We start from the raw sequence: 26,506 nt of genomic DNA on the forward strand, positions 1-26,506 counted from the left end.
CGCCGAAGCGCGGGGCGTCAGAGCGTGCGGAGCAGGACCGCGGGCTGCTCGACGCAGTCCGCCACGTACCGCAGGAAGCCGCCCGCCGTGCCGCCGTCGCAGACGCGGTGGTCGAAGGTGAGCGAGAGCTGCACCACCTGACGTACGGCCAGTTCACCCTGGTGCACCCAGGGCTTGGGGATGATCCGGCCGACGCCGAGCATCGCGGCCTCGGGGTGGTTGATGATCGGCGTGGAGCCGTCGACCCCGAACACCCCGTAGTTGTTCAGGGTGAACGTGCCACCCGTCAGATCGGCCGGGGTGAGCGCGGACTGCCGTGCGGCCTCCGTCAGCCGGGCGAACTCCGCCGTCAGCGACTCGGCCGTCCGGGTCCCCGCGTCCTTGACCACGGGGACGACCAGGCCTCGCGGGGTCTGGGCGGCGAAGCCGAGATGCACGGCCGGCAGCCGGACGATCTCCCGGGCGGCCATGTCCACGGTGGAGTTGAGCTCGGGGAACCGGGCCAGGGCGTGGACGCAGATCCGGGCGAGGAGCGCGAGCAGCGAGATCTTCGGCCCGCCCGCCGCGTTCATCGCCACCCGCGCGGCCATCAGCTCGGTCGCGTCGGCGTCGACCCAGCAGGTCGCGTCCGGGATCTCCGTACGACTGCGCGACAGCTTGTCCGCCACGGCGCCACGGACCCCGCGCAGCGGAATCCGTTCACCGGCCGGGACCGCGACCGCAGGCGCGGAGACGGCGGCAGGGGCCGGCGTCGGCGCGGCGACCGGACGCTCCAGGGCCGCGAGGGCCAGCTCCACATCGGCCCGCAGGATCAGGCCCTCGGGCCCCGATCCACGGACCTCGCGCAGATCGAGCCCCCGGTCCCTGGCCAGCTTCCGTACGAGCGGTGAGATGACGGGAACCGGACTCCCGTGGCCGGACGCCGCCAGGGCGACCGGCGCCGCGGCGACGACCGGGGCCGGAGCGGCCACGGGAGCCGGAGCGGCGACGGGGGCGGACGCGGGCGTCTGCGCCACGGCCGGGCTCTCGTGCCGTACGCGACGGCGCCGGGCGGCGGGCCCCGCCGTGCCGTAGCCGACGAGCACATTGCCCGAGTACTCGGAGGAGACGGCGGACTCGGCGGAGCCGGATGCCTTCTCGGAGGCGGCCGGCGCGGAAACCGCGTCCGCGCCTGCGCCGCCACCCACCGCGACCGTCAGAAGCGGCGCGCCGACGGGCAGTTCGGTGCCCTCCTCGCCGTACCGGGCGGTGACGACACCGCCGTACGGGCAGGGCACCTCGACCATGGCCTTGGCCGTCTCGACCTCGACGACCGGCTGGTCGATGGCGACGACGTCGCCGACGCTGACCAGCCAGCGGACGATCTCCGCCTCGGTGAGTCCTTCACCGAGGTCGGGCAGCTTGAACTCGAGCACCTGCGCCATCAGCTTCCCGCCTCCCACTGCAGCCGCGCCACCGCGTCCAGGACCCGGTCGACGCCCGGCAGATGGTGCCGTTCCAGCATCGGCGGCGGGTACGGGATGTCGAAGCCCGCGACCCGCAGCACCGGCGCCTCCAGGTGGTGGAAGCAGCGCTCGGTCACCCGCGCGGCGATCTCCGCGCCGGGGCCGCCGAAGCCGGTCGACTCGTGGACGACGACCGCGCGGCCGGTGCGCCGCACCGACGCGCCGACGGTCTCGTCGTCGAAGGGCACGAGCGAGCGCAGGTCGACGACCTCCAGGTCCCAGCCCTCGGCCTGGGCGGCCTCCGCGGCCTCCAGGCAGACGGGCACGGAGGGGCCGTAGGTGATCAGGGTGGCGCCGGTGCCGCGCCGTCGTACGACGGCCTTGCCGATCGGCTCCACGGGCGCGGGCGCCTCGGGGGACCAGTCGGACTTGGACCAGTAGAGCCGCTTGGGCTCCAGGAAGACCACCGGGTCGTCGGAGGCGATGGCCGCGCGCAGCAGCCCGTAGGCGTCCTCGACGGTCGCCGGGGTGACGACGTGCAGTCCGGGAGTGGCCATGTAGTAGGCCTCGGAGGAGTCGCTGTGGTGCTCGACGCCGCCGATCCCGCCGCCGTACGGGACACGGATGACGATCGGCATCGGCATCGCGCCACGGGTGCGGTTCCGCATCCGTGCCACATGGGAGATCAGCTGCTCGAACGCCGGGTAGGCGAACGCGTCGAACTGCATCTCGACGACCGGTCGCAGGCCGTACATGGCCATGCCGACGGCCGCGCCGAGGATGCCGGCCTCGGCCAGCGGGGTGTCCGTGCAGCGGTCCTCGCCGAACTCCTTGGCGAGCCCGTCGGTGACCCGGAAGACCCCGCCGAGAGTGCCGACGTCCTCGCCCATCACATGGACGGTCGGGTCCTCGGCCATCGCGTCGCGCATGGCGCGCTGGAGCGCCTGCGCCATCGTGGCGGGCTTGGCCTTCCCGGCCCCGCCGCCCTTACCGGAGTTCCCGGCGGTCGTGCCCGCCGTGGATCCGGTCGTCGCCGTCGTCATCACGCCTCACCCTCGGCTTCGAGCTCGGCGCGCAGCTGCGCCGCCTGTTCCCGCAGCTGCGTGGTCTGCTCCGCGTACACGTGCGAGAAGAGGTCCATCGGGTCGAGCACCGGGTCGGCGTTCATCCGCTCGCGCAGGTCCGCGGCCATCGTCTCGGCGGCCTCGGCCGCCGCTCGCCTGCCGTCCTCGTCGAGGAGGCCACGCTCCGTCAGTTCCCGTTCGAGGATCAGGATCGGGTCGTGCGCCCGCCAGGTCTCGACCTCGCCGGCCGCACGGTAGCGGGTGGCGTCGTCGGCGTTGGTGTGGGCGTCGATCCGGTACGTGATGGCCTCGACCAGGGTGGGGCCGCCGCCGCGCCGCGCGCGGGCCACGGCCTCGGTGAGCACCTGGTGGACGGCGATCGCGTCGTTGCCGTCGACGAGCCGGCCGGGCATCCCGTATCCGACGGCCTTGTGGGCCAGGGAGGGGGCGGCGGTCTGCTTGGCGAGCGGTACGGAGATCGCGAAGCCGTTGTTCTGCACGAGGAAGACCACGGGGGCCTGCCAGACGGCCGCGAAGTTCAGCGCCTCGTGGAAGTCGCCCTCGCTGGTGCCGCCGTCGCCGACCATGGCGAGGGCGACGACGTCGTCCCCCTTGAGCCGGGCGGCGTGGGCGAGGCCGACCGCGTGCGGGAGCTGGGTCGCCAGCGGGGTGGAGAGCGGCGCGATGCGGTGCTCGTGCGGGTCGTACCCGGTGTGCCAGTCGCCGCGCAGCAGGGTCAGGGCCTGCACGGGGTCGAGGCCGCGGGCGACCGCGGCCAGCGTGTCGCGGTACGAGGGGAAGAGCCAGTCCCGCTCCTCCAGGGCGAGGGCGGCGGCGATCTCGCACGCCTCCTGCCCGTGGGTGGACGGGTAGACGGCGAGCCGGCCCTGCTTGGTGAGGGCGGTGGCCTGCGTGTTGTACCGGCGGCCGCGGATCAGCTCCGCGTAGAGCCGGAGCAGCAGCGCGGGGTCGGCGTCGGCCACGGCGTCCGTGCCGAGCACGCGCAGCGGCTCGGTGTCGGGCAGCAGCGGGGCGGGGTCGGTACGCGGCTGCCACGTCGGCGGCGGGGTGGGCCGGTGGGCGGGAACGGCACCGGGCGGCTCTTGGACTGTCGAACTGCGCTGTTGCAACGAGTCCACCTCCTCGTGGGAGCGGGCATAAGACCCGAAGGCGGGTGGCGCGAGTGTGGCGCGCCTCACCTACCGATTGTTCGGTCGTGGAGGCATTTTGGCTACAGGCACCTGCAGCCTGTGGACAAACGGTTCTCCACGGCCTGGGATGAGTACAGGTCGTCCACCGGAGAGAGGCGGGGGGACATGGCGGATGAACAAATGGCCGACGACCGGAGCGGGGCTCCGGACGACGGCACGGGCGGCGCACTCGGCGGGACCGGGAGCGAGGTGCCCGGCGAGGCCCTGAGCGCCCCGATCGGCACGCCGACGGGCGCGCTTCCGGCACGCCCGCTGGACGCGATCGACCGGGACATCCTGCGGTTGCTGCAAACGGACGGTCGCGCCTCGGTACGCTCCGTGGCCGAGCGGGTGCACGTCTCCCGGGCCAACGCCTACGCGCGCATCAACCGGCTCATCGACGACGGGGTGATCCGCGGCTTCAGCGCCCGGGTCAACCACGAGCGGGCGGGCCACGGCGCCTCCGCCTACATCACGCTCAAGATCGTCCAGAACTCCTGGCGCACGGTCCGCGAGCAGCTCGGAGCGCTGCCGGGCGCGACGCACATCGCGCTGGTCAGCGGCGATTTCGACGTCCTGCTGCTGGTGCACACGCCGGACAACCGGACGCTGCGCGAGCTGGTGCTCACCCGGATCCAGGCGATCCCGGAGGTGCTGTCCACGCGCACGCTGCTGGTCTTCGAGGAGACGGACCTGAACACCGACCCCCACGCCTGAGGGCCGCCCCGGGCCGCGCCCTGGGCGGCCCTCAGCAGGCCTCATGCGCTCAGCAGGCCCTCGGCATGCGCTCAGCGGGCCCTCAGCGGGCCGTCCGCAGCCCGTCGAAGGCCAGGTGCGCGACGGTCTCGGCGAGCTGCTCGCGCTCCGCCGTCGCGTCCGGATGCGGCCGGTACCACTCCACCAGCGAGTTGATCATGCCGAAGAGGAGCCGGGTCGCGAGCCGGATGTCCACATCGGCCCGCAGGTCGCCCTCCTCGGCGGCGGCCTTGAGCAGGTCGGCCACCCTGTGGTCGAACTCGCGCCGCCGCTCCATGGCCCACCGCTCGGTGCCCGTGTTGCCCCGCACCCGCAGCAGCAGCGTCACGTACGGCAGCTCCGCTATCAGCACCTCGACCGTCCGGCGCGTGACGTACTCGACCCGCTCGACGGCCCGGCCGCGCCCGGCGCCCGGCTCGTCGAGGATCGCGAAGAGACCGTCGAGCGCCCGGCTGACCGCCCGCCGCAGCAGCTCCTCCTTGCCGGACACGTGGTGGTAGATCGACGACTTGGAGATCCCGGCCGCCTTGGACAGGTGCTCCATGGACGTGCCGTCGTAGCCGCGCTCGTTGAAGACCCGCACGGCGACCGAGAGCAGCGTCTCGGGGGTGTACGTGTCGCGCTTGGCGGTGGTCATCGGGAGTCCTCCGCGTCCTCGGCGTAGCCCCGGCGTGCCGTGGCCAGGCTCGGCGCGTACCGGCCCGTGGGGTAGCGGTCGTCCATCGCGTCGAGGAAGTCCCGCACGCGCGCGTGGCCCACCTTCCCGGCCCACTCCAGTGGGCCGGCCGGGTAGTTGACCCCGAGCCGCATGGCCGTGTCCACGTCCTCGGCGGTGGCGACGCCCCGGTCGACGGCGTCGGCGGCGAGGTCGGCCAGCATGGCGACCGTACGGCCGACGATCATGCCGGGCACGTCGCCGATCACGGACACCTGCTTGCCGAGCGCCTGGAAGAGACCGACCGCCTCCGCGAGCGTCTCGTCCGAGGTCCCCTCACGGGTGGAGAGCACGATCCGGGTCGCGCGCGCGTAGTCGAGCGCCAGGTCGAAGTAGATGATCTCGTCGGTGTCGTACTCGAAGGAGGTCTCTCCGTCCACGAGGCAGAGCCTGCCGCCGCCGGGCAGCAGGATGTACCCGTTGCCGCCCTTGCGCCGGACGGTGATCCCGGCCTCCTCGAAGAGCCCCACCAGCGGCTCCGCCGGCCCGAGCTCTCCCCGGACGGCGATCCGCTTCGGCGCCTCCGCCGGCGCCGCCGTGTGCGGCTCGGGCCGCTCCGCGCCCTCCGCGTACGAGAACCAGCCCCGGCCCGTCTTCCGGCCTAGCCGCCCCGACTCCACGAGCCGCCGCTGCGCGAGCGAGGGCGTGAACTTGGGGTCCTGGTAGAAGGACTCCCAGACGGAGCGGGTGACGGCCTCGTTCACGTCCTGGCCGATGAGGTCGGTCAGCTCGAACGGGCCCATGCGGAAGCCGCCGCACTCGCGCAGGGCCGCGTCGATCGTGGCCGGATCGGCCGCGCCCTCCTCGAAGACCCGCAGCGCCTCCGCGTAGAAGGGGCGGGCGACCCGGTTCACGATGAAACCGGGGGTGTCCGCGCAACGCACCGGGGTCTTGCCCCAGCCCTTCACCGTCTCGTACGCGCGCGTGGCGACGTCCGGCTCGGTGGCGAAGCCGCTGACGACCTCGACGAGCGGGAGCAGCGGCGCCGGGTTGAAGAAGTGCAGTCCGACGAACCGGCCGGGCAGCCGCAGGCCTCCCGCGATGGCGGTGACGGAGAGCGAGGAGGTGTTGGTGGCGAGGACGGTGTCGTCGCCGACGACCTTCTCCAGGTCGGCGAAGAGCTGCTGCTTGACGGGCAGCAGCTCGACGATCGCCTCGACGACGAGCGCCGCGTCCGCGAGCTCCGCGAGGTCCTGGGCGGCGTGCAGACGTCCGACGGCGGCCTCGCGCGCGGTGGCGTCGAGGCGTCCCTTCTCGACGAGCCGGTCGAGGCGGGCGGTGAGGGCGGCCACGGCCTCCTCGGCGCGGCCGGGGGCGCTGTCGTAGAGGCGTACGGGGTGGCCGGCGACCAGGGCGACCTGGGCGATGCCCTGGCCCATGGTGCCCGTGCCGACGACGGCGACGGTACGGTCCCGCCCGACGGGCCCCAGGGCCCCTTCGGCCACGGCTTCGGCTGCTTCCACGGCGGCGGCAGGCTCACTGGCGGTCACGTCGTCGCTCCCCCTGACGGTCACGTTGGCGCTCATAGGAGTGATCCTCCCCGATGGGTTTTCCACAGGATCGACAGGCCCCCTTGTCCCGACCGATCGTTCGGTTACTCTAACTCCGTACGTGTCTCCCTGCCCAGCTCGACGAGGAGTTGGTCCATCCATGGCCACCGCCCTGCAGACCATCGACCGTCTGGCCGAGAAGCACCGGTCCACTCTCGACCAGGCGCTCGACACCATCCGGACCCGTGCCTACTGGTCGCCGTACCCCGAGCACCCGAAGGCGTACGGGGAGGACGGCTCGCTCGACGCGGCGGCCGGTCTCGCCGCCCACCAGGCCCTGCTGAACACCCGCTTCGAGCTCGACCAGCCCGGCACGGACGGCTGGACGGGCGGCGAGACCTCGCCGTACGGGCCGGCGCTCGGCATCGAGTACCCGCACGCCGACATCGACGTCCTGCTCCCCGCGATGCGCGCGGGCACGGGTGCCTGGCGCGACGCCGGGGCCGAGACCCGCGCCCTGGTCTGCCTGGAGATCCTCGCCCGGATCTCCGCCCGCACCCACGAGTTCGCCCACGCCGTCATGCACACCAGCGGCCAGGCGTTCATGATGGCGTTCCAGGCCGGCGGCCCGCACGCCCAGGACCGCGGCCTGGAGGCCGTGGCGTACGCGTACGCGGAGCAGACCCGCACCCCCGCCGGGCGGGCCGACTGGTCCAAGCCGCAGGGCAAGCGCGACCCCCTGGAGCTGAGCAAGGAGTTCACCCCGGTCGGCCGCGGCGTCGCCCTGGTGATCGGCTGCAACACCTTCCCCACGTGGAACGGCTACCCGGGCCTGTTCGCCTCCCTCGCCACCGGCAACCCGGTCCTGGTCAAGCCGCACCCGCGCGCGGTGCTCCCGCTCGCGCTCACCGTGCAGGTCGCCCGTGAGGTGCTCGCCGAGTCCGGCTTCGACCCGAACCTGGTCGCGCTCGCCGTCGAGCGGCCGGGCGAGGGCATCGCCAAGACCCTGGCCGTGCGCCCCGAGATCCGGATCATCGACTACACCGGCTCCACCGCCTTCGGCGACTGGCTGGAGGCCAACGCCCGCCAGGCGCAGGTCTACACCGAGAAGGCCGGCGTCAACACGGTGGTGGTCGACTCCACCGACAACTACAAGGGCATGCTGGCCAACCTGGCCTTCTCGCTGTCCCTGTACAGCGGCCAGATGTGCACCACCCCGCAGAACCTGCTGATCCCCCGCGACGGCATCACCACCGACCAGGGCCCCAAGTCGTACGACGAGGTCGTCGCCGACCTCGCCTCGGCGGTCGGCGGTCTGCTCGGCGACGACGCCCGGGCGAACGGTCTGCTCGGCGCCCTGGTCAACCCGGACGTGAAGGCGCGCCTGGAGGCCGCCGCCGGTCTCGGCGAGGTGGCACTGGCCTCCCGCGAGGTGGTCAACCCGGAGTACCCGGACGCCGTGGTCCGTACACCGGTCATCGTGAAGCTGGACGGCTCCAAGCCGGACGCCCAGGCCGCGTACTTCTCGGAGTGCTTCGGCCCGGTCTCCTTCGCCGTCTCGGTGGACTCCACCGACGACGCCCTGGAGCTGCTGCGGCGCACGGTCCGGGAGAAGGGCGCGATGACGGTCGGGGCCTACACGACCTCGGCGGACACCGAGCGTGCGGTGGAGGAGGTCTGCCTGGAGGAGTCGGCGCAGCTCTCCCTGAACCTCACGGGCGGGGTCTACGTGAACCAGACCGCCGCGTTCTCCGACTTCCACGGCTCCGGCGGCAACCCGGCGGCGAACGCCGCCCTGTGCGACGGCGCCTTCGTCTCCAACCGCTTCCGGGTGGTGGAGGTCCGCCGCCAGGCCTGAGGCACGCGCGCGTGGAGGCCCTCCGGGGCCTCCACGTCTCGCTCAGGGGGTCTCGATCTCCGCGTAGCGCTGCACCCAGGCGTGCATGGCGATGGCGGCGGCGGCTCCCGCGTTGATCGAGCGGGTCGAGCCGAACTGGGCGATCGAGCAGACCATCTCCACATGGGCGCGGGCCTCCTCGGTGAGCCCCGGGCCCTCCTGCCCGAAGAGCAGCACACAGCGGCGGGGCAGCACGGTCCGCTCCAGCGGCACGGCGCCCGGCAGGTTGTCGATGCCGATGACGGGCAGGCCCTCGGCTGCCGCCCACGAGGTCAGCGACTCGGTGTCCGGGTGGTGCCGGACGTGCTGGTAGCGGTCGGTGACCATGGCGCCGCGCCGGTTCCAGCGCCGTCGGCCCACGATGTGGACCTCCTTCGCCAGGAACGCGTTGGCCGTCCGTACCACCGAACCGATGTTGAAGTCGTGGCCCCAGTTCTCCACGGCCACGTGGAAGTCGTGGCGGCGGGTGTCCAGGTCGGCGACGACCGCCTCCCGCGTCCAGTACCGGTAGCGGTCGACGACATTGCGCCGGTCGCCGTCGGCGAGCAGCTCGGGGTCGTACCGCTCGCCCTCGGGCCACGGCTCCGGGTGCGGCCCGACGCCGATCTCGGGGCCGAAACCCTCGTCGTACTGGGTCGGCTCCGACGCCTCGGGCGCTGCCTTCTCTTCGGTGGTGCTCACCCGACGAGGGTACGGGGACCGTGCTCCTCACCCGTACGGCGCTGCTCGGGCACCGTCTCGGCGGGCGTCCGCCGCAGCAGCCGGTCCCTGCGCCGTACGACCCACGCGCCGAGCGCCAGCAGGAACGGTGTCGGCAGGAACACGGCGTCGGCGGAGATCATCGCGAGCGAGAAGACCGGCAGCCCGAGGAGCACCGCGATCCCGGCGTGCTCCAGCATCATCGCGACGAGCAGGACGTTCTTGACCTTGCGGTGGAAGAGCGTGAACGGGAAGGCGACCTGCACGATCACCGTGCCGTAGGTCAGCAGCATCACCATGACCCCGCTCGTCCCGAGCAGCTCGGAGAGGGCCGGCCAGGGCGTGAAGTAGTCCAGGTTGAGCGGGTAGAACAGCGCGGTGCCGTCCTGCCAGCGCGAGCCCTGGATCTTGTACCAGCCGGCCGTGGCGTAGATCAGACAGACCTCCGCCATGATCACGACGAGGGCGGCGTTGTGCGCGAGGTGGGCGAGGGCGTCGAGCAGGGTGCGCGGCTCCTCGGGCGCGAACCGGCAGACCAGCCACCACAGGCCGTTCCCCAGCCACAGGACCCACAGCAGCACCGGCAGCCACCACTCGCCGGTGACGTCGCTGAACCAGGTGGTGGCGAGGAGGAAGCCGCCGAGCACCGTCCACAGGAGCGGGCCGACGCGATCGTGGCGCGGGGGTTCCCCGGCACGGGCGGCGCGGGCCTCGCGGGCCGCCCGCCGGGCGTCGAGGGACCACACCTGCGAGCAGCGGGTCAGCACGAGGTAGATCGCGGCGAGGTGGAGGACGTTGTCGCCGCCGTCGCCCACGAAGACGGACCGGTTCTGCAGCGAGAGCACCCCGCACATGAAGACCACCGACACGGCACGGGTGCGCCAGCCCAGCAGGAGCAGCACGGCCGAGAGCACGGCGAGCCCGTAGACGAGCTCGAACCAGAGCCGGCCGTCCGACCACATGAGCACGGTGAAGGACCGGTTGTCGGCGATCAGCCGGCGGGCCATCTCCCAGGACCAGGGGCCGTCGGGACCGTACAGCTCGTGCCGGAACGGCAGCTCGCGCAGCAGGAAGACCAGCCAGGTCAGCGAGAAGCCGATCCGCACGATCGCGGTCTGGTACGCGCCGAGGGAGCGGCCCGTGACGGTCTGGACGGCACGGGCGAGCCGACGGTCGAAGGACTCACGGGGAGCCGCGGGAGCGGACGCGGGGATGGGCGCGGGGGCGGGCGCGGGGATGGGCGCGGGCGCGGGGGTCGACGCGGGGATGGGCGCGGGGGCGGGCGCGGGGATGGGCGCGGGCGCGGGGTTCGGGGTCGGGATGCTCATCGGCCCGCCTCCGCGCGGCTTCGGTCGACCCCGGTGGGCCGGTCCGCGTCGGTGACCGGCCACCACGGGAAGTCGCGGTAGGAGGGGGCGGCGTCGATCTTCTCGGAGCTCCACGTGGGAGCGGGGACCGCCCGGGTGACGGCACGCAGCTGGACACGCTTCACGTCACCGGGCCGGTCGCCGAGGCGGAGCATCGCGATCCGGCGCATGTACTCCTCCGAGAGGCGGCCGCGCATCCCGTTGGGGGTGTGGTCGTCGGAGTGCGAGTTGAGGTAGAAGTCCACGGCCCGGCGGAGCTCGTTCTGCTGGGCGTGGCTGGGCATCGGGTTGTGGCGGATCGCCTCGGCGTCCTGGGCCGTGAGGTCGATCCAGCCGGTGGTGCGGCGGCTGCCGTCGGCGGCGGCGATTTCGGCCCGGACCTCGACGGAGACGTTCTGCTGGAGCGGGTTGGGCGCAAAGAGCTTCCAGTTCTGTTCGAACTCGGGATAGACCCAGTCGTCGACAGCCTGGCCGTGCCGCTTGGTCAGCGTGTTGGACGGCGCCACGTGCAGGAACACCATCGCGAGGTGGACGCAGGCGAAGACCCCGACGACGGCGAGCGCCACGGCGAGAACGACCTGGTAGGGCATCGACAGGGCCATGATCCCGGTGGCCGCGCGCTCCGCCGCGGGGGGCACGTCCGGGGTGCCGGCCGGGGGGTCCGCCAGGGGGTCCGCCGGGGGTGTCGGACGGCCGTCGTCCACGTCAGCCGCGTCCTTTTCGACGTACGCGTCCATCCCGCCCCGATCCCGATCGGCCCACCTCGGTTATCCACAGGGTTGACACCATACGGGCCGCCGACTCACCATTGAAGTCATTCAACCGAACGATCGGTCGGTAGGGGGTCTGATGACCGCAGTGACGGCAGGGACGGCAGCGACCACGGGCGTGCCCGGTGTGTCGGACGCGGCCGCGGCCGCGGAGCAAGCCGCTTTCGAGGCCGTGTTCGACGCCGCCGTGGCCGCCGACGAGCGGATCGAGCCGCGCGACTGGATGCCCGAGGCCTACCGCGCCTCGCTCGTCCGGCAGATCGCGCAGCACGCCCACTCCGAGATCATCGGCATGCAGCCGGAGGCGAACTGGATCACCCGCGCGCCCTCGCTGCGGCGCAAGGCGATCCTCATGGCCAAGGTCCAGGACGAGGCCGGCCACGGCCTGTACCTGTACAGCGCGGCGGAGACTCTCGGCACCAGCCGCGACGAGCTGCTCGACAAGCTCCACGCGGGCCGCCAGAAGTACTCCTCGATCTTCAACTACCCCACGCTGACCTGGGCCGACGTCGGCGCGATCGGCTGGCTGGTGGACGGCGCCGCGATCACCAACCAGGTCCCGCTGTGCCGCTGCTCCTACGGGCCGTACGCCCGCGCGATGGTCAGGGTCTGCAAAGAGGAGTCCTTCCACCAGCGCCAGGGGTACGAGGCACTGCTCGCCCTGTCGAACGGCACCGAGGCCCAGCACGCCATGGCGCAGGACGCCGTGGACCGCTGGTGGTGGCCCTCGCTGATGATGTTCGGCCCGCCGGACGACGAGTCGACCCACACCGCCCAGGCCATGGCCTGGAAGATCAAGCGCCACTCCAACGACGAGCTGCGGCAGCGCTTCGTCGACATCGCCGTGCCGCAGGCCGAGGCCCTCGGACTCACCCTCCCCGACCCCGACCTCCGGTGGAACGAGGAGCGCGGGCACTACGACTTCGGCGCGATCGACTGGGCCGAGTTCTGGGACGTCCTCAAGGGCAACGGCCCCTGCAACGACCAGCGGCTGAGCAGGCGGCGCCAGGCCCACGAGGACGGCGCCTGGGTCAGAGAAGCCGCGGCGGCCCACGCGGAGAAGCACCGCGTGGAGAAGCACCAGGCGGAGAAGCACCAGCACACCGGCGAGCACGTGGAGGCACAGGCATGACGAGCGACGGTTGGCCGCTGTGGGAGGTGTTCGTGCGCTCCCGCCGCGGGCTGTCCCACACCCACGCGGGCAGTCTCCACGCGCCCGACGCGGAGATGGCCCTGCGCAACGCCCGTGACCTGTACACCCGCAGGAGCGAAGGCGTGTCGATCTGGGTCGTGCCCTCCGCGGAGATCACCGCCTCCTCGCCCGACGAGAAGGACCCGTTCTTCGAGCCGGCCGCGGACAAGCCCTACCGCCACCCGACGTTCTACGAGATCCCGGAGGGGGTGAAGCACCTGTGAGCACCACCCCCGACACGCATGAGGGCGTCCTGATCACCGGCGCCGCACTCGCCCTCGGCGACGACGCCCTCGTCCTCTCCCACCGCCTGGGGGAGTGGGCCGGCTCCGCCCCCGTCCTGGAGGAGGAGGTCGCCCTGGCCAACATCGCCCTCGACCTCCTCGGCCAGGCCCGCGTCCTGCTCTCCCTCGTCGGCGACGAGGACGAACTGGCGTACCTGCGCGAGGAGCGCTCCTTCCGGAACGTGCAGCTGGTCGAGCAGCCGAACGGCGACTTCGCCCACACCATCGCCCGCCAGCTCTACTTCTCCACCTACCAGCGACTCCTGTACGGGCAGCTGGCCTCCGGCGGCGGACCTTTCGCCCCTCTCGCGGCCAAGGCCGTCAAGGAGGTCGCCTACCACCAGGACCACGCCGAGCAGTGGACCCTGCGCCTCGGCGACGGCACCGCCGAGAGCCACGAGCGGATGCGGCGGGCCTGCGACGCCCTCTGGCGGTACACGGGCGAGCTGTTCCAGCCCGTCGAGGGACTCGACGTGGACCACGCGGCCATGGAGAGCGCCTGGCTGGCCTCGGTGACCGACGTCCTCGGCCGGGCCACGCTCACCGTGCCCGAGGGGCCGCGCACCGGCGCCTGGGCCGCGGGCGCCGGCCGGCAGGGACTGCACACCGAGTCCTTCGGACGGATGATCGCCGAGATGCAGCACCTGCACCGCAGCCACCCGGGGGCGGCATGGTGACCATGACGGCCCTGGAAGAGGAGCTGAGCCGGATCGCCGGCTCCGTCCTCGACCCCGAGCTGCCCGTCCTCACCCTGGCGGAGCTCGGCGTCCTGCGGGGCGTCCACGTCACCGGCCCCGGCCGGGTCGAAGTCGCCCTCACCCCCACGTACACCGGCTGCCCCGCCGTCGAGACCATGTCCTCGGACATCGAGCGCGCGCTCCACGAGCACGGAGTGCCGGAGGTCTCCGTCGTCACGGTCCTCGCCCCCGCCTGGTCCACCGACGACATCAGCGAGGAAGGGCGGCGCAAGCTCGCCGAGTTCGGCGTCGCACCGCCGCGCCCCCAGGGCCCGGCCGGCGGCCCGATACCGCTGACCCTGGCGATCCGCTGCCCGAACTGCGGCTCCACCGACACCGAACTCCTCAGCCGCTTCTCCTCGACCGCGTGCAAGGCCCTGCGCCGCTGCACCGCCTGCCGCGAACCGTTCGACCACTTCAAGGAGCTGTAGATGGAGTCCTCAGGCGTGGGCGCCCGGGCCGGCGGACGGGCCGGGTTCCATCCGCTCAGGGTGAGCGAGGTCGAGCGCCTCACGGACGACTCCGTGGCCGTCACCTTCGCGGTCCCGCCCGAGCTCCACGACACGTACCGGCACCTCCCCGGCCAGCACCTCGCCCTGCGGCGCACCGGCGAGCAGGGGGAGGAGATCCGGCGCACGTACTCGATCTGCGCCCCCGCCACCCCGGCCGGTGAGGCCCCCGTCCTGCGGGTCGGCATCCGGCTCGTCGACGGCGGCTCGTTCTCGACGTACGCCCTCAAGGAGCTGGCCGTCGGCGACCTCGTCGAGGTCATGGAGCCCATGGGCCGCTTCTCGCTCACCCCGCGTCCCGGCCACTTCGCGGCCGTCGTCGGCGGCAGCGGCATCACCCCGGTCCTGTCGATCGCGGCCACCCTGCTCGCCCGCGAGCCCGAGGCCCGGTTCTGTCTGATCCGGAGCGATCGCACCGCCGCGTCCACGATGTTCCTCGACGAGGTCGCCGACCTGAAGGACCGCTACCCCGAGCGCTTCCAGCTGGTCACCGTCCTCTCCCGGGAGGAGCAGCAGGCGGGTCTGCCGTCCGGGCGCCTCGACCGCGAGCGCCTCGCCGCGCTCCTGCCCTCGCTGCTGCCGGTCGACGCCATCGACGGCTGGTTCCTCTGCGGTCCCTTCGGGCTCGTCCAGGGCGCCGAGCGGGCACTGCGCGGACTCGGGGTCGACCGCGGCCGGATCCACCAGGAGATCTTCCACGTCGACGACGGCTCCGCGCCCGCCCCGGTCCCGACGGCCGACACCCCCGCGCACGCCACGCTGACCGCGACCCTGCACGGCCGCTCCGGCACCTGGCCGGTGGACCGCGGCGAGACGCTCCTCGACACGGTGCTCCGCTCCCGCGCGGACGCCCCGTACGCCTGCAAGGGCGGGGTGTGCGGCACCTGCCGCGCCTTCCTCGTCGGCGGAGAGGTGCGGATGGACCGCAACTTCGCGCTGGAGCCGGAGGAGACCGAAGCCGGATACGTCCTGGCCTGCCAGTCCCACCCGGTCACCCCGGACGTGGAGCTGGACTTCGACCGCTGACGGGAGAGGCCCCGGCGCCACACCCGACCAAGTGTGGCGCCGCCATTCCCTTCCACTAGAACCTGTTCTATCTTGACGAACCGTCAGGACCAGCAGGGGCACAACGGGAGGGCAGGGCAGTGGACTTCACCTTCACCGAAGAACAGCAGGCGGCCGTCGAGGCGGCCAAGGCGGTCTTCTCGGGCGTCACGCCCGACGCGATACCGAGCCCCGCCCTCACCCCGGGCGCCGTCGCCGAGGACCTCGACCGACCGCTCTGGTCCCGCCTCGCCGCCGCCGACCTGCTCGGTCTCGTGGTGTCCCCGGATCACGGCGGCGGCGGGCTGGACCCCGTCGCCCTCTGCCTCGTCCTGCGCGAGTCGGCCCGCGTCCTCGCCCGCGTCCCCCTCCTGGAGACCAGCGCCGTCGCGATGACCGTCGACCGGTACGCACCCCCGACGACAGCAGCCGACCTGCTCCCCCGCGTGAGCCGCGGCGAACTCGTCCTCACCGCCGCCTCCCAGGGACGCACCGGCCACGACCCCGCCGAACGCGCCGTCACCGCACGCCGCGACGGCACCGGCTGGATCCTCGACGGCCTGCAGACCGCCGTCCCGTGGGCCCACGGCGCCGACATCATCGCCGTACCCGCGCACACCCCCGACGGCGACACCGTCCTCGCCCTGGTGCCCCGCACCCACGACGGACTCGTCCTCACCGCGCAGTACTCCACCAGCGGCGAACTCCTCGCCGAACTACGGCTCGACGCCGTACGCCTCGACAGCACCCACGTCATCGACTCCGAAGGCGCCTGGGACTGGCTGCGCGGACTCCTCACCACCGGCACCTGCGCGCTCGCCCTCGGCCTCGGCGAGGCCGTCCTCACCATGACGAGCCAATACACCGGGAAACGCGAACAGTTCGGCCACCCCGTGGCCACCTTCCAGGCCGTCGCCGTCCAGACCGCCGACCGCTACATCGACCTGCGCGCCATGGAGGTCACCCTCTGGCAGGCGGCCTGGCGCCTCGCCGGCGGAGCCGAAGCGGCACTCCCCGCCGCGGGGGACATCGCCGTCGCGAAGATCTGGGCCTCCGAAGGAGTGCGACGGGTGGTGCAGACCGCCCAGCACCTGCACGGCGGCTTCGGCGCCGACACCGACTACCCGCTGCACCGCTACCACGCCTGGGCCAAGCACCTGGAGCTGTCGCTCGGCCCCGCCGCGGCCCACGAGGAGGCCCTGGGCGACCTGCTGGCCGCCCACCCCCTCGACTGAGGCCTTCCCGTCCCCAAAGACCCACCGGAGAACGTCAGGAAGGGACCGGAAGTCTCAGAGAACGAAGGCCGGGCTTCCGGTACCCGTCACCATCGGACGCCCGGCACCGTCCCAGGCGAGCATTCCGCCCTCGACGTTCACCGCGTCGAAGCCCTGCTGCACCAGATACTGCGTGACCTGCGCCGACCGGCCGCCCACCCGGCACATCACATACGCGCGACCGCGCTCGGCCACGGCCTCGGTCACCTCGCCGAAGCGGGCCACGAAATCGCTCATCGGCACGTGCACCGCGCCCTCGACATGACCGGCCGCCCACTCGTCGTCCTCCCTGACGTCCAGCACCAGGGCATCGGCCGGCACGGAAGCCGCGTCCACCGAGGGCAGAGGGGAGAAATTCATGGGACCGGCCTTCTCTCGTTCCTAGTACCGCCCGAAGGACCTCGAGCGCACGGAAAAACCTACTGCACCAGCTCGGCCAGCTCGTTCTCCCGCTCGGACACCTGCGCGAGCAGCTGCTCCGCGATCTCCTCCAGGAGACGGTCCGGGTCCTCCGGCGCCATCCGCAGCATCGCGCCGATCGCGCTCTCCTCCAGCTCGCGCGCCAGCCCGGACAGCATGTCCTTGCGCTGCGCCAGCCACTCCAGGCGCGCGTACAGCTCCTCGCTCTCGCTGAGCCGCTCCTCGGCCGGCACGGGACCGGCCTCCCACTCCGCGGACAGCTCGCGAAGGAGCGTCTCCTCGCCCCGGGCGTAGGCGGCGTTCACCCGCGTGATGAACTCCTCGCGCCGCTTCCGCTCGTCCTCCTCGCGGGCCAGGTCGGGGTGGGCCTTACGGACCAGCTCCCGGTAGAGCCTGCGGGCCTCCTCGCCGGGACGGACCCGCTTCGGCGACTGCACCGGACGCTCGGTGAGCATGGCCGCGGCCTCGGGGGAGAGGCCGTCGGAGTCGATCCAGTCGTGGAACAGCTCGTCCACCCCGGGCATCGGCATGACTGCCGCCCGCGCCTCCTGCGCCCGCCGCAGATCCTCCGGGTCGCCGCTGCGCGCGGCCCGCGCCTCGACGATCCGGGCGTCGAGCTCGTCGAGCCGCGCGTACATCGGGCCGAGCTTCTGGTGGTGCAGCCGCGAGAAGTTGTCCACCTCGACCCGGAAGGTCTCGACGGCGATCTCGAACTCGATCAACGCCTGCTCGGCCACCCGCACAGCCCGCTCAAGCCGCGCCTCGGGCCGCTCGTCGGCCTTGCCCTGGTCCACGTCGCTGTCCTCGTTCCGGCTCGTCACACCCCCAGCGTACGGGGCCGCACGCGGGTCCCTGCCGCAGGCGTCAGACGCCCAGCTCGGCCGCTATCCGCCCGGAACGGACGGCGGTGAGCAGCTCCTCGTGGTCGGCGGTGGTGCGGTCCGCGTACGAGACGGCGAAGGCGGCGACGGCCTCGTCGAACTCCTCGTTCTTGCCGCAGTACCCGGCTATCAGTCGGGGGTCGGCGCTGTGGGCGTGGGCGCGGGCGAGCAGGGCCCCGGTCATCCGGCCGTAGTCGTCGACCTGGTCCACGGTGAGCGCGGCGGGATCGACGCTCCCCTTGCGGTTGCGGAACTGGCGCACCTGGAAGGGGCGCCCCTCCACCGTCGTCCAACCGAGCAGGATGTCGCTCACGACCTGGATGCGTTTCTGTCCGAGCACCACGCGCCGCCCCTCGTGACCGGGGTCCGGCACGGTGAAGCCGGCTGTCGGCAGGTGGGGCAGCAGGGCGGACGGCCGGGCCTCCTTCACCTGGAGGACCAGCGCCTCGCCCCGGTGGTCGAGAAGCAGCACGACATACGAGCGGGTGCCGACGCTGCCGGTGCCGACGACCCGGAAGGCCACGTCGTGGACGGCGTACCGCGCGAGGAGCGGCAGCCGGTCCTCGGACACGGTCTCCAGATAGGGGCCGAGGGAGGCGGCGACGGCGGCCGCCTCGGCATCCGGAACCCGGCGCAGGACCGGGGGAGCGTCCACGAATCTGCGGCCGCCGCCCTCGGCGTCGGTCAGGGCTTCGGTGGAGCGGGCGGCGAACCGGGCGCTCGTGTTGTTGCGGGCCTTGGCGGAGACCCGCTCCAGGGTGCCGAGGAGATCACGGGCGTCGGTGTGGGAGACGAGTTCCTCGTCGGCGATCGCGTTCCACGCGTCGAGGGCGGGGAGCCGGGCGAGCAGTCGCATGGTGCGGCGGTAGGCGCCGACGGTGTCGAAGGCGGCGGCCCGGCACACCTCCTCGCTCGCTCCCACCTCCCGGCCGACGAGGACGAGGGAGGTGGCGAGCCGCTTGAGGTCCCATTCCCAGGGGCCGACGACGGTCTCGTCGAAGTCGTTGAGGTCCATGACGAGCCGGCCGCGCGCGTCTCCGTAGAGCCCGAAGTTGGCGGCGTGGGCGTCGCCGCACAGTTGGGCGGCGATCCCGGTGACGGGGGTGCCGGCCAGGTCCTGGGCCATGAGCCCGGCGGATCCACGGAGGAAGGTGAAGGGGCTGGCCGCCATCCGGCCGACCCGCATCGGTGCGAGTTCGGGGACGCGGTCGCGGTTGGACTCCTCGACGGCCCGGACGGCGTCGGGGCGGTCGGCGGCGAGGGCGGGCTGCCGGTGGGCGGAGCGCGGGACCCGCTCGCGCAGTGCCTTGCCCCGTTCCTTGGGGGAGGTGGCGGCGGTCCCGCCGCCGAAGGCGCCGCGGCGGGCGAAGCCCGGCACGTGCGGCACGCGCACGCCGCCCGAGCCGCTGTCCGAGCCGGCGTCCGGCGCTCCGTCCGTGCCGCGCTGTCCCGGCACCACGACCTGGTTGTCGTCCATGGCCTGCCCTCCCCCGATGCGAAAGTCCAACATCATCGGGCCTGACGGTACCGCCGCACCCGAGCGGGCGTCTCCCCCTGTGGACAAGCCCCTGTGGACAACTGCTCAGACCGCGACGGCCTCCTCCATCTCCTCCTCCGCCGCCTTCTCCCCCTCGGCTTCGGTCCGGGTGGTGGCTTCCCGGGCCGGGGCCGCGGCCGGTCCCTGGCCGCCCGCCTTCGCCCGCCTGGCCTCCGTGACCCCGGCGGCCACGACGAGGGCGGCACCGGCGAGGAGCCAGAGGGCAAGGGTGAGGACGTGTCCGCCGAGGGCGTGACCGTCGAAGTACACATGGCCGCGTACGCCCTCGACGAAGCCCGCGCCGTTCCAGAAGGCGTGCAGCGCGCCGAAGAAGCCGGGCTGGAGCTCGGGCCGGAAGATGCCGCCGGAGCTGGTGAAGTTGAGCATGACGAAGAGCACCATCACGCCGAGCGTGGTCCAGCGGCGCAGGAAGGTGTGGAGGCCGACGCCGACGAGCAGGATGCCCGCCGCGTACAGCCACGACAGTGCCCACACGCCGCCGAGCCCCTGGTCGACCAGGTGGAAGACCGGCCCGGCGAAGAGGGTGCCGACGAGGCTGACGACGAGCGACATCCCGGCGGCGAGGAGGACCCTGATCCGCAGGGGCAGCACGGCTCCGGCTCCGCCGATGACGGCGACCGAGGCGTACGCGCCGATGCTGAGGGCGACGAGCAGGAAGAAGACGCCCTGCCCGGTGGGGTCGCCGGCGGCGACGGGGGCCACGTCGGTGACCTTGAGCGGGGAGTCCTGTGCGGCGGCGACCTTGGTGAACACCTTCTCGACGGCCATGGCGCTGGTGTCGGAGGAGGCCGAGGCCACGAGGAGTTCGGGCTTGTCGCCGGGGATGTAGGCGCCGAAGCTGCTCTGCTCGCGCAGCGCGGTGACGGCCGTGTCCCGGTCGGCGACGGTACGGACGTCGAGGGCGCCGGCGCCCTTGTCCTGGAGGGTCTGCGCGAGGACCTGGGTGGTGGGTCCCGAGCCGATGACGTCGACGCGCAGATCGTGGGGTTCGGGGGCGTGGAACGCGCCGAGGTAGGCGAATCCCATGCCGACGCACATCAGCAGCGGGGTGAGCAGATGTCCGAGGACATGCCGCAGCGCACCGCCGGTGTTCGGTCCTGCAGGTGCGGACACCGAGACCTCCATGGTTGGCTTTTACAACTAAAGAACCGTTGTACTATACAACTGGAAGCGTGTGACGGGCTACCCGTGCCCGCACGGCGACGAGGGAGCCCGCCATGACCGGCGACACACAGCCACCGCATGAGGCCTCAGCGGCACAGCCACCACGTGAGGCGTCCGTGGACGTCATTCAGCGCGAGCTGACGGCGTTCGCCCGCCGGGCCCGCGCCGCGGCAGCCCGCGTCCACCCCGAGCTCCCGCTCGTCTCGTACACGCTCCTCGCCCACATCGAGGAGCAGCGCGGCTGCCGCGCGACCGATCTCGCGGCCCACTACCTGCTGGACAAGTCGACCGTCAGCCGCCAGGTCGCCGGCCTGGAGAAGCTCGGCTTCGTCGAGCGCCGACCCGCACCCGACGACCACCGCGTGCACGTCCTCCACCCCACCGAGAAGGGCACCAAGGTGCTCGCCGCGGCCCAGACGAGCCGTCTCGCGGCCTACCAGGAACGCCTCAAGGACTGGCCGGCCGAGGACCTCGCCCGCTTCGCCGCCTATCTGCTCCGCTACAACGCCGCGGGCACGTCCGGCCTCCCGGACAGCCCCCCGCACTGACCGGAGAAGCGAGGCCGCCCCGCAAACAGCCCCCGCGCCGACCGGAGCGGCGGCCGCCCGCGCGCTGACCGGAGAAGCGGGGCCGCCCCGCATACGGCCCCGCGCCGACCGGAGCAGCGGCCCGCCCGCGCGCAGCCCTCCTCGTGCCTACAGCCCCGCGTCCCGTGCGAGCAGTGCCGCCTGGACCCGGTTCTCGCAGTCCAGCTTGGCGAGGATCCGGCTCACATACGTCTTCACCGTGGCCTCGCTCATGTGCAGCCGCTTCCCCGCGTCCGCGTTGGAGAGTCCTTCCCCGAGCAGCGCCAGCACATCGCGCTCCTTCTCGCTCAGGCCCGCGACCCGTCCCCGTGCCTCCTCGGCGCGGGCCGCCTCCCGGCCCGTGGCGAGCCGCTCCACCACGTGCCGGGTCGCCGCCGGTGACAGATACGCGTCGCCCGCCGCGGCCGCCCGTACCGCCCGGATCAGCTCGGCGGGCGCCGTGTCCTTGAGCAGGAACCCGGCACCCCCGTGCTCCAGGGTCCGCAGTACGTTGTCCCGCTCCCCGAAGGTCGTCAGGACGATCACCCGGGCCGACGGCGCCGCCCGGCGCAGCTCCGGCAGCGCCGAGAGGCCGTCGAGCACCGGCATCTGGATGTCGAGCAGCACCACGTCGGCGGCGTGCGCCCGTGTCGCCTCGACCGCCTCCCGGCCGTTGGCGGCCTCGGCGACGACCTCGATCTCCGGGTCGGAGGTGAGGATCATCCGGATCCCGGCCCTGATCAGAGGCTCGTCATCGGCGATCACGACCCTGATGGGCTGCCCTGCCACAGCTACTCCCCACGGCTCCGGTACGGGCGGGTCGGCGCTAGCGCGCCTCGACCTCGTACGACTTCTTCTCGATCAGCTTGCCGTCCTTGAAGCAGAACCGGAAAACGGGCTCCTTGTCGAAGTCCTCGCTCACCTCCGAGGACATCAGCACGAGACAGTCGGCGCCGTCCGGCATCGCGGGTCCAACGCCGCTCAGGCCGGCGGTGGCGATCGTGTCACCGGACGGGAGTTGGTTGCGCACGTCCTTCTCCGACGCCCCGACCTTCACCGCGTCGTACTGCTCGGGCTCGATCATCCCCTCCTTCACCGATCCCATCAGGAAGTAGAGGCCGAAGCCCGCCGCGACCAGCAGCAGCACGAGTGCCGCGAACGCGATCCCGCAGCCCAGCGCGATCGAACCGCCCGTGCTTCTGCCCCTGCCCCCGCGTACCGCCATAGCCAGCTCCCGCTCCGTGAACGTCCAGTCGGCCGGTCCGACCACGACCGGACGACCATCGCCCACCAGCGGCTTCGTGGTCTGCTGCCGGAAGTCGTCGGCCGCATCGACCAAAGGCGCTGCTTCCGCGAGGGGCGCCGCCCCGTAGGGCAGCATCCCGGCCACCCGGAACCCGCCGCCGTCGGCCGGACCCGCGTGACACATGCCGCCCACCAGCCGGGCCCGCTCGGCGAGACCCGTCAGTCCCTGACCGCCGCTCACCACATCCTCCGCGGGCTCGTCCGTGGGCTTCTCGTTGAGGACCTCCACCACGAAGGTGTCCGGCTCGTACCGCAGGTCGACGCCGATCGCCGCCCCCGGCGCGTACTTGTAGGCGTTGGTGAGGGCCTCCTGCACGATCCGGTACGCGGCGTGGTCGGCGGCCGGAGCCAGCGACCGCTCCTCCCCCGACCGTCTCAGCCCGACCGAGGTGCCGGCCGTCCGCGCCGCCTCCACGAGGCCCTCGATGCCCGCGATCCCCCGTGCTGCCCGGCCGGTCTCGTCCCCGGACCGCCCGGGCGCCGGCACCGTACCGTCGGCGGCCTCTATCCCGTCGCGGAGGATCCCCACGACCTCCCGCAGCTCCTGCATCGCGGTCACCGACGCGTTCCGCAGGACGCCGACCACCTCGCGCTGGCGCTCGCTCAGGTCCCGGTCCACCTCCAGGGCTCCGGTGTGGACGGCGATCAGGGCCAGTTGGTGCCCGAGGCTGTCGTGCATGTCCTGGGCGATCCGCTGCCGCTCCCGCAGCCGCGCCTGCCCGACCACCATCGTCCGCTCCCGCAGCAACTGGGCGTTGCGCTCCTGCAGCGCGTGCAGCAGGGTCCGCCGCTGGGTCCAGTAGCGGTGGGCGAGCCCGGGAGCCAGGGTGGTGCCCAGGTAGTAGAGGGTCGCCGTGAGGGCGATGGTGAGCAGCCGGTCCCCTTCCCAGGGCCCCAGGAGACTCCCCCCGACGTTCAGGACGAAGGCGGCGATGAACGCGGCGAGCGCGCGGCCCGCCCCCGCGATGTACCGGCCGGAGGACCAGCCGACGACGAGCAGCAGGGGCCCGAAGCCGGGCACGAAGGGCGTGAGTCCCGCGGTCAGGACGAGCACGCTCGCGGGAAGTCTGCGCCGCGCGAGGGACAGCAGGGCCGACCCGGCGGCGACGAGGGCCGGCAGCCATCCCTCGCCGCCCAGGAGGTCCTCGGTCCCGGCGCCGAGCAGCGCGAGGACCGCGGCGAGTGCCACCTCACCGGTGGTCCTGCGCCCCGACCACTGCCCCGGCACCGCGAACCACGCCCACCCGGCGGCGAGCGCGGCCCCGATCCCGTACGAACTCCGGGTCCCCGACTTCGACATAGCGTCCACGCTCGCACCGTAGGCGGCTGCCCGGCCCCGGGTCTTCCCTCTTTCGTCGCGCCCCCCGACGACAAAAGTCGCACCCGGCCCCGGATACGAACCCGAGCCCGGATACGGACCCGACCCCGAGCCGCACCCCCACCCGAGCCCGAGCCCGCACCCGAGCCCGCACCCGACCCCGAGCCCGCACCCCCACCCGAGGCCACGCATGTACCCCCCACCCGAGCCCGCCCCCGGACACACAGACGAAAGCCGGAAGCCCCGCAGGTCTCCCGGACCCGCGGGGCTTCCGCCCATCGCTCGCACTCAGCCCTCGTCCGGCTCCTCGACCTCCTCGACCTCCTTGACGCGGTCCGCGTCGCAGTAGTCCTGGTGCCAGTACGGGTACGGCAGCGGCGGGGCGCTGACCTCGTCGAGGGCGGCGTGCTCCTCGGGGGTCAGCGACCAGGTCGTCGCCGCCAGGTTGTCGGTGAGCTGGCGTTCGTTGCGGGCACCGATGACCACCGAGGTGACGCCCTTCCCGTCCAGTGCCCAGCGCAGCGCCACCTGGGCCGGGGACACCTCGCGCTCCTGCGCGATCTTGCGCAGGACGTCGACGGTGTCGAAGGTGCGCTCGGGGTCGACGGGCTCGAACCAGCCCACCGCCCGCCGCGTGCCCGGCGGCGGTGTGGCGCCCCGCTCCTGGTGGCCGCTGAGCAGACCGCCGGCGAGCGGGCTCCACACCATGACGCCCACGCCCTCGGCCTCGGCCATGGGCAGCAGTTCCCACTCGACCTCGCGCGCGGCCAGGCTGTACTGGATCTGGTGCGAGGCGAATCGCTCGAGCCCGGCCTTCTCGCTGGTGGCGAGGGCGCGGGTGAGCTGCCAGGACGTCAGGTTGGACGCACCGACGTAGCGGACCTTGCCCGCCCGTACGAGGTCGTCCAGGGCCCGCAGGGTCTCCTCCCACGGGGTGCGGCCGTCCCAGCCGTGCGTCTGGTAGAGGTCGATGTAGTCGGTGCCGAGACGGCGCAGACTGGCCTCCACCGAGCGCACGATGTGGTGCCGGGACAGACCGCGGTCGTTCGGGCCGCTGCTGCCGTCGGGCATCTGCCAGCGCACCTTCGTCGCGATGATCACGTCGTCGCGGCGGGTGCCGAGGGCGGCGCCGAGGACCTCCTCGGACTGTCCGGCGGAGTACATGTCGGCGGTGTCGAAGAAGTTGACGCCCGCGTCCATGCTCATGTGGACGAGCCGCCGGGCCTCGATGGTGTTGAGCTGGCCCATGTGCTGGAAGCCGTGGCGGCCGCCGAACGTCATGGTGCCGAGGCAGATCTCGGAGACCTGGAGGCCGGTGCGGCCCAGGTAGCGCATGCGCATCTGATTCGTTTCCTCAGTCTCTCAGCGCGTTCGACGGACTCAGTGCGCCTCGGCGGGGACCTGGCGGTCGGCCGCCGGAGCGCCGGCCGCCGCCGCGGTGCGCCCGGGCCGCAGGAAGGCGATGGCGACGAGGCCCGCGACGAGCAGCGCACCCGCGGCGATCAGCAGACCGCCCTGGACGCCCTCCAGAACGGCGGAGGCGCCGGTGCCGCCCGCGGAGTCCATTCCGGCCGCCGCGACGGTGGCGAGGACCGGGGTGCCGACGGTGACGCCGAGCTGCTGGCCCGTGTAGGCGAGGCCGGTGGCGAGGCCCTGCTCGCTGTCCGGCAGGCCCGAGGTCGCGGTGATCATGTAGCCGACGACGGCGAGGAGGTGGCCGAAGCCGCCGGTGGCGGTGGCGATGAGGAGCAGCGGCATGCCGCCGGTGGTGTCGAGGAAGTAGAGCGCGGCCGTGCTCGCGGCCTGCAGGAGCAGACCGTAGACGAGGGCGCGGTGGACGCCGATCGCGCCGATGATCCGGGCGGCGAACGCGCCGCCGAGGACGGCCGCGACGCCGAGTGAGGCGAAGGTGAAGCCGGCGTTGAGCGGGCTCATCCCGCGCACCTGCTGCATGTACAGGGTCAGCAGGAAGACCATGCCGGTCATCATCGCGAAGGTGATCAGGCCGGTGGCGTTGCCCCAGCTGACGGTGCGGCGGCGCAGCACCTTCAGGTCGACGAGGGGCGCGGTGACCCGCGACTCGATGGCGAAGAAGGCGACGAGGAGGACGAGTCCGGCGGCGAGGGAGACCAGGGTGGTGGTGGAGCTCCAGCCGTTGCGCTCGGCCGAGGTGATGCCGAAGATCACCGAAAGGAGGCCGCCGGTGACGGTGACCGCGCCGAGGAGATCGAGCCTCGGGGTCTCCTCGTTGCGGCTCTCCTTGATGAGCATCGGGGCGGCGATGGCGGCGACGATGCCGACGGGGACGCTGATGAAGAGCGTCACGCGCCAGCTGGTGAGGTCGGTGATGACACCGCCGAGGACCACGCCGGAGAGGAAGCCGAGCGACAGCAGGGCGCCGTTGATGCCGAGCGCGCGGTCGCGCTGCGAGCCCTCGGCGAAGCTGGTGGTGAGCAGGGACATCGCCGCCGGGGTGAGCATGGCGGCCGCGACGCCCTGGGCGGCGCGGGCCCCGAGCAGGAAGCCGGGTGTGGTGGCGAGACCGCCGGCGAGGGAGGCGACCGCGAAGAGGACCATGCCGGCGACGAACCAGTTGCGGCGGCCGTAGAGGTCGGCGGCGCGGCCGAAGAGCAGCAGCAGTCCGCCGGACGGCAGCGCGAACGCGGTGACCACCCACTGGAGGTCGCTCAGCTTGAAGCCGAGGTCCTCACCGAGGACGGGGAGCGCGACGCTGAGGATGGAGAAGTCGAGGGCGAGCATGAACTGCGCGCCGCACAGGAGGGCGATGATGAGCCACTGGCGGGTGGTGAAGGGCACTTTGCCGGGCGGCTGAGTGGCGGAGTCGGGAGTCATGCCAGAAG

The 26,506-nt window shown here is 72.7% G+C and carries 25 protein-coding genes; 9 read left to right on the forward strand and 16 right to left on the reverse strand.

Annotated elements, in window-relative coordinates:
- Positions 1–17: 17 nt before the first annotated feature.
- The 3 genes from OG462_RS22055 to pdhA are packed head-to-tail and all read right to left on the reverse strand — an operon-like array spanning position 18 to position 3,648.
- On the reverse strand, positions 18–1,424 hold the full coding sequence (locus OG462_RS22055) for a dihydrolipoamide acetyltransferase family protein (protein ID WP_406060006.1): 1,407 nt from the start codon (positions 1,422–1,424) through the stop codon (positions 18–20).
- The gene (locus tag OG462_RS22060) at positions 1,424–2,488 is read right to left on the reverse strand and encodes an alpha-ketoacid dehydrogenase subunit beta (RefSeq protein WP_406060008.1); all 1,065 of its coding nucleotides are present in this window, start codon (positions 2,486–2,488) and stop codon (positions 1,424–1,426) included. Before OG462_RS22060 ends, OG462_RS22055 begins: the two co-directional genes overlap by 1 nt.
- On the reverse strand, positions 2,488–3,648 hold the full coding sequence (gene pdhA / locus OG462_RS22065) for a pyruvate dehydrogenase (acetyl-transferring) E1 component subunit alpha (protein WP_406066654.1): 1,161 nt from the start codon (positions 3,646–3,648) through the stop codon (positions 2,488–2,490). Before pdhA ends, OG462_RS22060 begins: the two co-directional genes overlap by 1 nt.
- Before the next feature lie 177 nt (positions 3,649–3,825).
- On the opposite strand from pdhA, the gene OG462_RS22070 reads away from it, so the two are divergent.
- Positions 3,826–4,416, forward strand: a complete 591-nt coding sequence (locus tag OG462_RS22070; protein WP_406060010.1) for an Lrp/AsnC family transcriptional regulator — start codon at positions 3,826–3,828, stop codon at positions 4,414–4,416.
- A gap of 82 nt (positions 4,417–4,498) precedes the next feature.
- Here the strand turns inward: OG462_RS22070 and OG462_RS22075 are convergent, their stop codons facing one another.
- Positions 4,499–5,092, reverse strand: a complete 594-nt coding sequence (locus OG462_RS22075) for a TetR/AcrR family transcriptional regulator (protein WP_406060012.1) — start codon at positions 5,090–5,092, stop codon at positions 4,499–4,501.
- Positions 5,089–6,696 carry a 3-hydroxyacyl-CoA dehydrogenase gene (locus OG462_RS22080; RefSeq protein WP_406060013.1) on the reverse strand — a complete coding sequence of 536 codons (1,608 nt, stop codon included), beginning with the start codon at positions 6,694–6,696 and terminating at the stop codon, positions 5,089–5,091. The genes OG462_RS22075 and OG462_RS22080 overlap by 4 nt, the downstream gene beginning before the upstream one ends.
- Before the next feature lie 124 nt (positions 6,697–6,820).
- On the opposite strand from OG462_RS22080, the gene paaN reads away from it, so the two are divergent.
- Positions 6,821–8,518 carry a phenylacetic acid degradation protein PaaN gene (gene paaN / locus OG462_RS22085; RefSeq protein WP_406060015.1) on the forward strand — a complete coding sequence of 566 codons (1,698 nt, stop codon included), beginning with the start codon at positions 6,821–6,823 and terminating at the stop codon, positions 8,516–8,518.
- 42 nt (positions 8,519–8,560) lie between these two features.
- Here the strand turns inward: paaN and OG462_RS22090 are convergent, their stop codons facing one another.
- The 3 genes from OG462_RS22090 to OG462_RS22100 are packed head-to-tail and all read right to left on the reverse strand — an operon-like array spanning position 8,561 to position 11,360.
- On the reverse strand, positions 8,561–9,238 hold the full coding sequence (locus OG462_RS22090) for a TrmH family RNA methyltransferase (RefSeq protein WP_406060017.1): 678 nt from the start codon (positions 9,236–9,238) through the stop codon (positions 8,561–8,563).
- Complete coding sequence (locus OG462_RS22095) at positions 9,235–10,584, reverse strand: HTTM domain-containing protein (RefSeq protein WP_406060019.1); 1,350 nt, start codon at positions 10,582–10,584, stop codon at positions 9,235–9,237. Before OG462_RS22095 ends, OG462_RS22090 begins: the two co-directional genes overlap by 4 nt.
- A complete protein-coding gene (locus tag OG462_RS22100) occupies positions 10,581–11,360 on the reverse strand; it encodes a DUF5819 family protein (RefSeq protein WP_406060021.1) in 780 nt (259 codons plus the stop codon). Before OG462_RS22100 ends, OG462_RS22095 begins: the two co-directional genes overlap by 4 nt.
- A 112-nt stretch (positions 11,361–11,472) precedes the next feature.
- Between OG462_RS22100 and paaA the strand changes: the two genes are divergently transcribed.
- The 6 genes from paaA (at position 11,473) to OG462_RS22130 (ending at position 16,394) form a co-directional block, all read left to right on the forward strand.
- Positions 11,473–12,525 (forward strand): 1,2-phenylacetyl-CoA epoxidase subunit PaaA, encoded by a 1,053-nt coding sequence (gene paaA / locus OG462_RS22105; protein WP_406060022.1) that lies wholly within the window; start codon positions 11,473–11,475, stop codon positions 12,523–12,525.
- Positions 12,522–12,809, forward strand: a complete 288-nt coding sequence (gene paaB, locus OG462_RS22110) for a 1,2-phenylacetyl-CoA epoxidase subunit PaaB (protein WP_055599070.1) — start codon at positions 12,522–12,524, stop codon at positions 12,807–12,809. Before paaA ends, paaB begins: the two co-directional genes overlap by 4 nt.
- Positions 12,806–13,546 (forward strand): 1,2-phenylacetyl-CoA epoxidase subunit PaaC, encoded by a 741-nt coding sequence (paaC, locus tag OG462_RS22115; protein ID WP_406060024.1) that lies wholly within the window; start codon positions 12,806–12,808, stop codon positions 13,544–13,546. Before paaB ends, paaC begins: the two co-directional genes overlap by 4 nt.
- Positions 13,540–14,037, forward strand: coding sequence for a 1,2-phenylacetyl-CoA epoxidase subunit PaaD (gene paaD / locus OG462_RS22120; protein ID WP_406060026.1), 498 nt, complete (start codon positions 13,540–13,542; stop codon positions 14,035–14,037). Before paaC ends, paaD begins: the two co-directional genes overlap by 7 nt.
- The gene (locus OG462_RS22125) at positions 14,038–15,141 is read left to right on the forward strand and encodes a 2Fe-2S iron-sulfur cluster-binding protein (RefSeq protein WP_406060028.1); all 1,104 of its coding nucleotides are present in this window, start codon (positions 14,038–14,040) and stop codon (positions 15,139–15,141) included.
- A 119-nt stretch (positions 15,142–15,260) separates the two neighbouring features.
- Positions 15,261–16,394, forward strand: a complete 1,134-nt coding sequence (locus OG462_RS22130; protein WP_406060029.1) for an acyl-CoA dehydrogenase family protein — start codon at positions 15,261–15,263, stop codon at positions 16,392–16,394.
- A gap of 54 nt (positions 16,395–16,448) precedes the next feature.
- On the opposite strand, the gene OG462_RS22135 is transcribed toward OG462_RS22130, so the two are convergent.
- From OG462_RS22135 to OG462_RS22150, 4 genes are all read right to left on the reverse strand, one after another.
- The gene (locus OG462_RS22135; RefSeq protein ID WP_328487986.1) at positions 16,449–16,793 is read right to left on the reverse strand and encodes a rhodanese-like domain-containing protein; all 345 of its coding nucleotides are present in this window, start codon (positions 16,791–16,793) and stop codon (positions 16,449–16,451) included.
- 59 nt (positions 16,794–16,852) lie between these two features.
- A complete protein-coding gene (locus OG462_RS22140) occupies positions 16,853–17,674 on the reverse strand; it encodes a hypothetical protein (RefSeq protein WP_406060030.1) in 822 nt (273 codons plus the stop codon).
- 43 nt (positions 17,675–17,717) lie between these two features.
- On the reverse strand, positions 17,718–19,211 hold the full coding sequence (locus tag OG462_RS22145) for a DUF2252 domain-containing protein (RefSeq protein WP_406060031.1): 1,494 nt from the start codon (positions 19,209–19,211) through the stop codon (positions 17,718–17,720).
- Between the two features lie 105 nt (positions 19,212–19,316).
- A complete protein-coding gene (locus OG462_RS22150; RefSeq protein ID WP_406060033.1) occupies positions 19,317–20,417 on the reverse strand; it encodes a hypothetical protein in 1,101 nt (366 codons plus the stop codon).
- A gap of 92 nt (positions 20,418–20,509) precedes the next feature.
- Here OG462_RS22150 and OG462_RS22155 point away from each other — a divergent pair, with 92 nt between their 5' ends.
- A complete protein-coding gene (locus OG462_RS22155) occupies positions 20,510–21,004 on the forward strand; it encodes a MarR family winged helix-turn-helix transcriptional regulator (RefSeq protein WP_406060035.1) in 495 nt (164 codons plus the stop codon).
- A gap of 147 nt (positions 21,005–21,151) precedes the next feature.
- Here OG462_RS22155 and OG462_RS22160 read toward each other — a convergent pair whose 3' ends face one another.
- The 4 genes from OG462_RS22160 to OG462_RS22175 form a co-directional block, all read right to left on the reverse strand.
- Positions 21,152–21,811: a response regulator gene (locus OG462_RS22160; RefSeq protein ID WP_406060037.1), complete on the reverse strand. Its 660-nt coding sequence runs from the start codon at positions 21,809–21,811 to the stop codon at positions 21,152–21,154.
- A 37-nt stretch (positions 21,812–21,848) separates the two neighbouring features.
- Complete coding sequence (locus tag OG462_RS22165; protein WP_406066656.1) at positions 21,849–23,627, reverse strand: histidine kinase; 1,779 nt, start codon at positions 23,625–23,627, stop codon at positions 21,849–21,851.
- Between the two features lie 306 nt (positions 23,628–23,933).
- Entirely contained in the window at positions 23,934–24,986 is a 1,053-nt protein-coding gene (locus OG462_RS22170; RefSeq protein WP_406060039.1) for an aldo/keto reductase, read from the reverse strand.
- A 39-nt stretch (positions 24,987–25,025) separates the two neighbouring features.
- Positions 25,026–26,498 carry an MFS transporter gene (locus OG462_RS22175; RefSeq protein WP_406060041.1) on the reverse strand — a complete coding sequence of 491 codons (1,473 nt, stop codon included), beginning with the start codon at positions 26,496–26,498 and terminating at the stop codon, positions 25,026–25,028.
- Positions 26,499–26,506: the final 8 nt, after the last annotated feature.

The sequence above is a fragment of the Streptomyces sp. NBC_01077 genome, assembly GCF_045162855.1.
Classification (GTDB): domain Bacteria; phylum Actinomycetota; class Actinomycetes; order Streptomycetales; family Streptomycetaceae; genus Streptomyces.

Excerpts from the sequence above, each read along its gene's own strand:
- OG462_RS22055 (WP_406060006.1), bottom strand. The coding sequence starts at position 1,424 with ATGGCGCAGGTGCTCGAGTTCAAGCTGCCCGACCTCGGTGAAGGACTC.
- OG462_RS22060 (WP_406060008.1), bottom strand. The coding sequence starts at position 2,488 with ATGACGACGGCGACGACCGGATCCACGGCGGGCACGACCGCCGGGAAC.
- OG462_RS22070 (WP_406060010.1), top strand. The coding sequence starts at position 3,826 with ATGGCGGATGAACAAATGGCCGACGACCGGAGCGGGGCTCCGGACGAC.
- OG462_RS22075 (WP_406060012.1), bottom strand. The coding sequence starts at position 5,092 with ATGACCACCGCCAAGCGCGACACGTACACCCCCGAGACGCTGCTCTCG.
- OG462_RS22080 (WP_406060013.1), bottom strand. The coding sequence starts at position 6,696 with ATGAGCGCCAACGTGACCGTCAGGGGGAGCGACGACGTGACCGCCAGT.
- paaN (WP_406060015.1), top strand. The coding sequence starts at position 6,821 with ATGGCCACCGCCCTGCAGACCATCGACCGTCTGGCCGAGAAGCACCGG.
- OG462_RS22095 (WP_406060019.1), bottom strand. The coding sequence starts at position 10,584 with ATGAGCATCCCGACCCCGAACCCCGCGCCCGCGCCCATCCCCGCGCCC.
- OG462_RS22100 (WP_406060021.1), bottom strand. The coding sequence starts at position 11,360 with ATGGACGCGTACGTCGAAAAGGACGCGGCTGACGTGGACGACGGCCGT.
- paaA (WP_406060022.1), top strand. The coding sequence starts at position 11,473 with ATGACCGCAGTGACGGCAGGGACGGCAGCGACCACGGGCGTGCCCGGT.
- paaB (WP_055599070.1), top strand. The coding sequence starts at position 12,522 with ATGACGAGCGACGGTTGGCCGCTGTGGGAGGTGTTCGTGCGCTCCCGC.
- paaD (WP_406060026.1), top strand. The coding sequence starts at position 13,540 with ATGGTGACCATGACGGCCCTGGAAGAGGAGCTGAGCCGGATCGCCGGC.
- OG462_RS22125 (WP_406060028.1), top strand. The coding sequence starts at position 14,038 with ATGGAGTCCTCAGGCGTGGGCGCCCGGGCCGGCGGACGGGCCGGGTTC.
- OG462_RS22135 (WP_328487986.1), bottom strand. The coding sequence starts at position 16,793 with ATGAATTTCTCCCCTCTGCCCTCGGTGGACGCGGCTTCCGTGCCGGCC.
- OG462_RS22145 (WP_406060031.1), bottom strand. The coding sequence starts at position 19,211 with ATGGACGACAACCAGGTCGTGGTGCCGGGACAGCGCGGCACGGACGGA.
- OG462_RS22150 (WP_406060033.1), bottom strand. The coding sequence starts at position 20,417 with ATGGAGGTCTCGGTGTCCGCACCTGCAGGACCGAACACCGGCGGTGCG.
- OG462_RS22155 (WP_406060035.1), top strand. The coding sequence starts at position 20,510 with ATGACCGGCGACACACAGCCACCGCATGAGGCCTCAGCGGCACAGCCA.
- OG462_RS22165 (WP_406066656.1), bottom strand. The coding sequence starts at position 23,627 with ATGTCGAAGTCGGGGACCCGGAGTTCGTACGGGATCGGGGCCGCGCTC.
- OG462_RS22170 (WP_406060039.1), bottom strand. The coding sequence starts at position 24,986 with ATGCGCATGCGCTACCTGGGCCGCACCGGCCTCCAGGTCTCCGAGATC.
- OG462_RS22175 (WP_406060041.1), bottom strand. The coding sequence starts at position 26,498 with ATGACTCCCGACTCCGCCACTCAGCCGCCCGGCAAAGTGCCCTTCACC.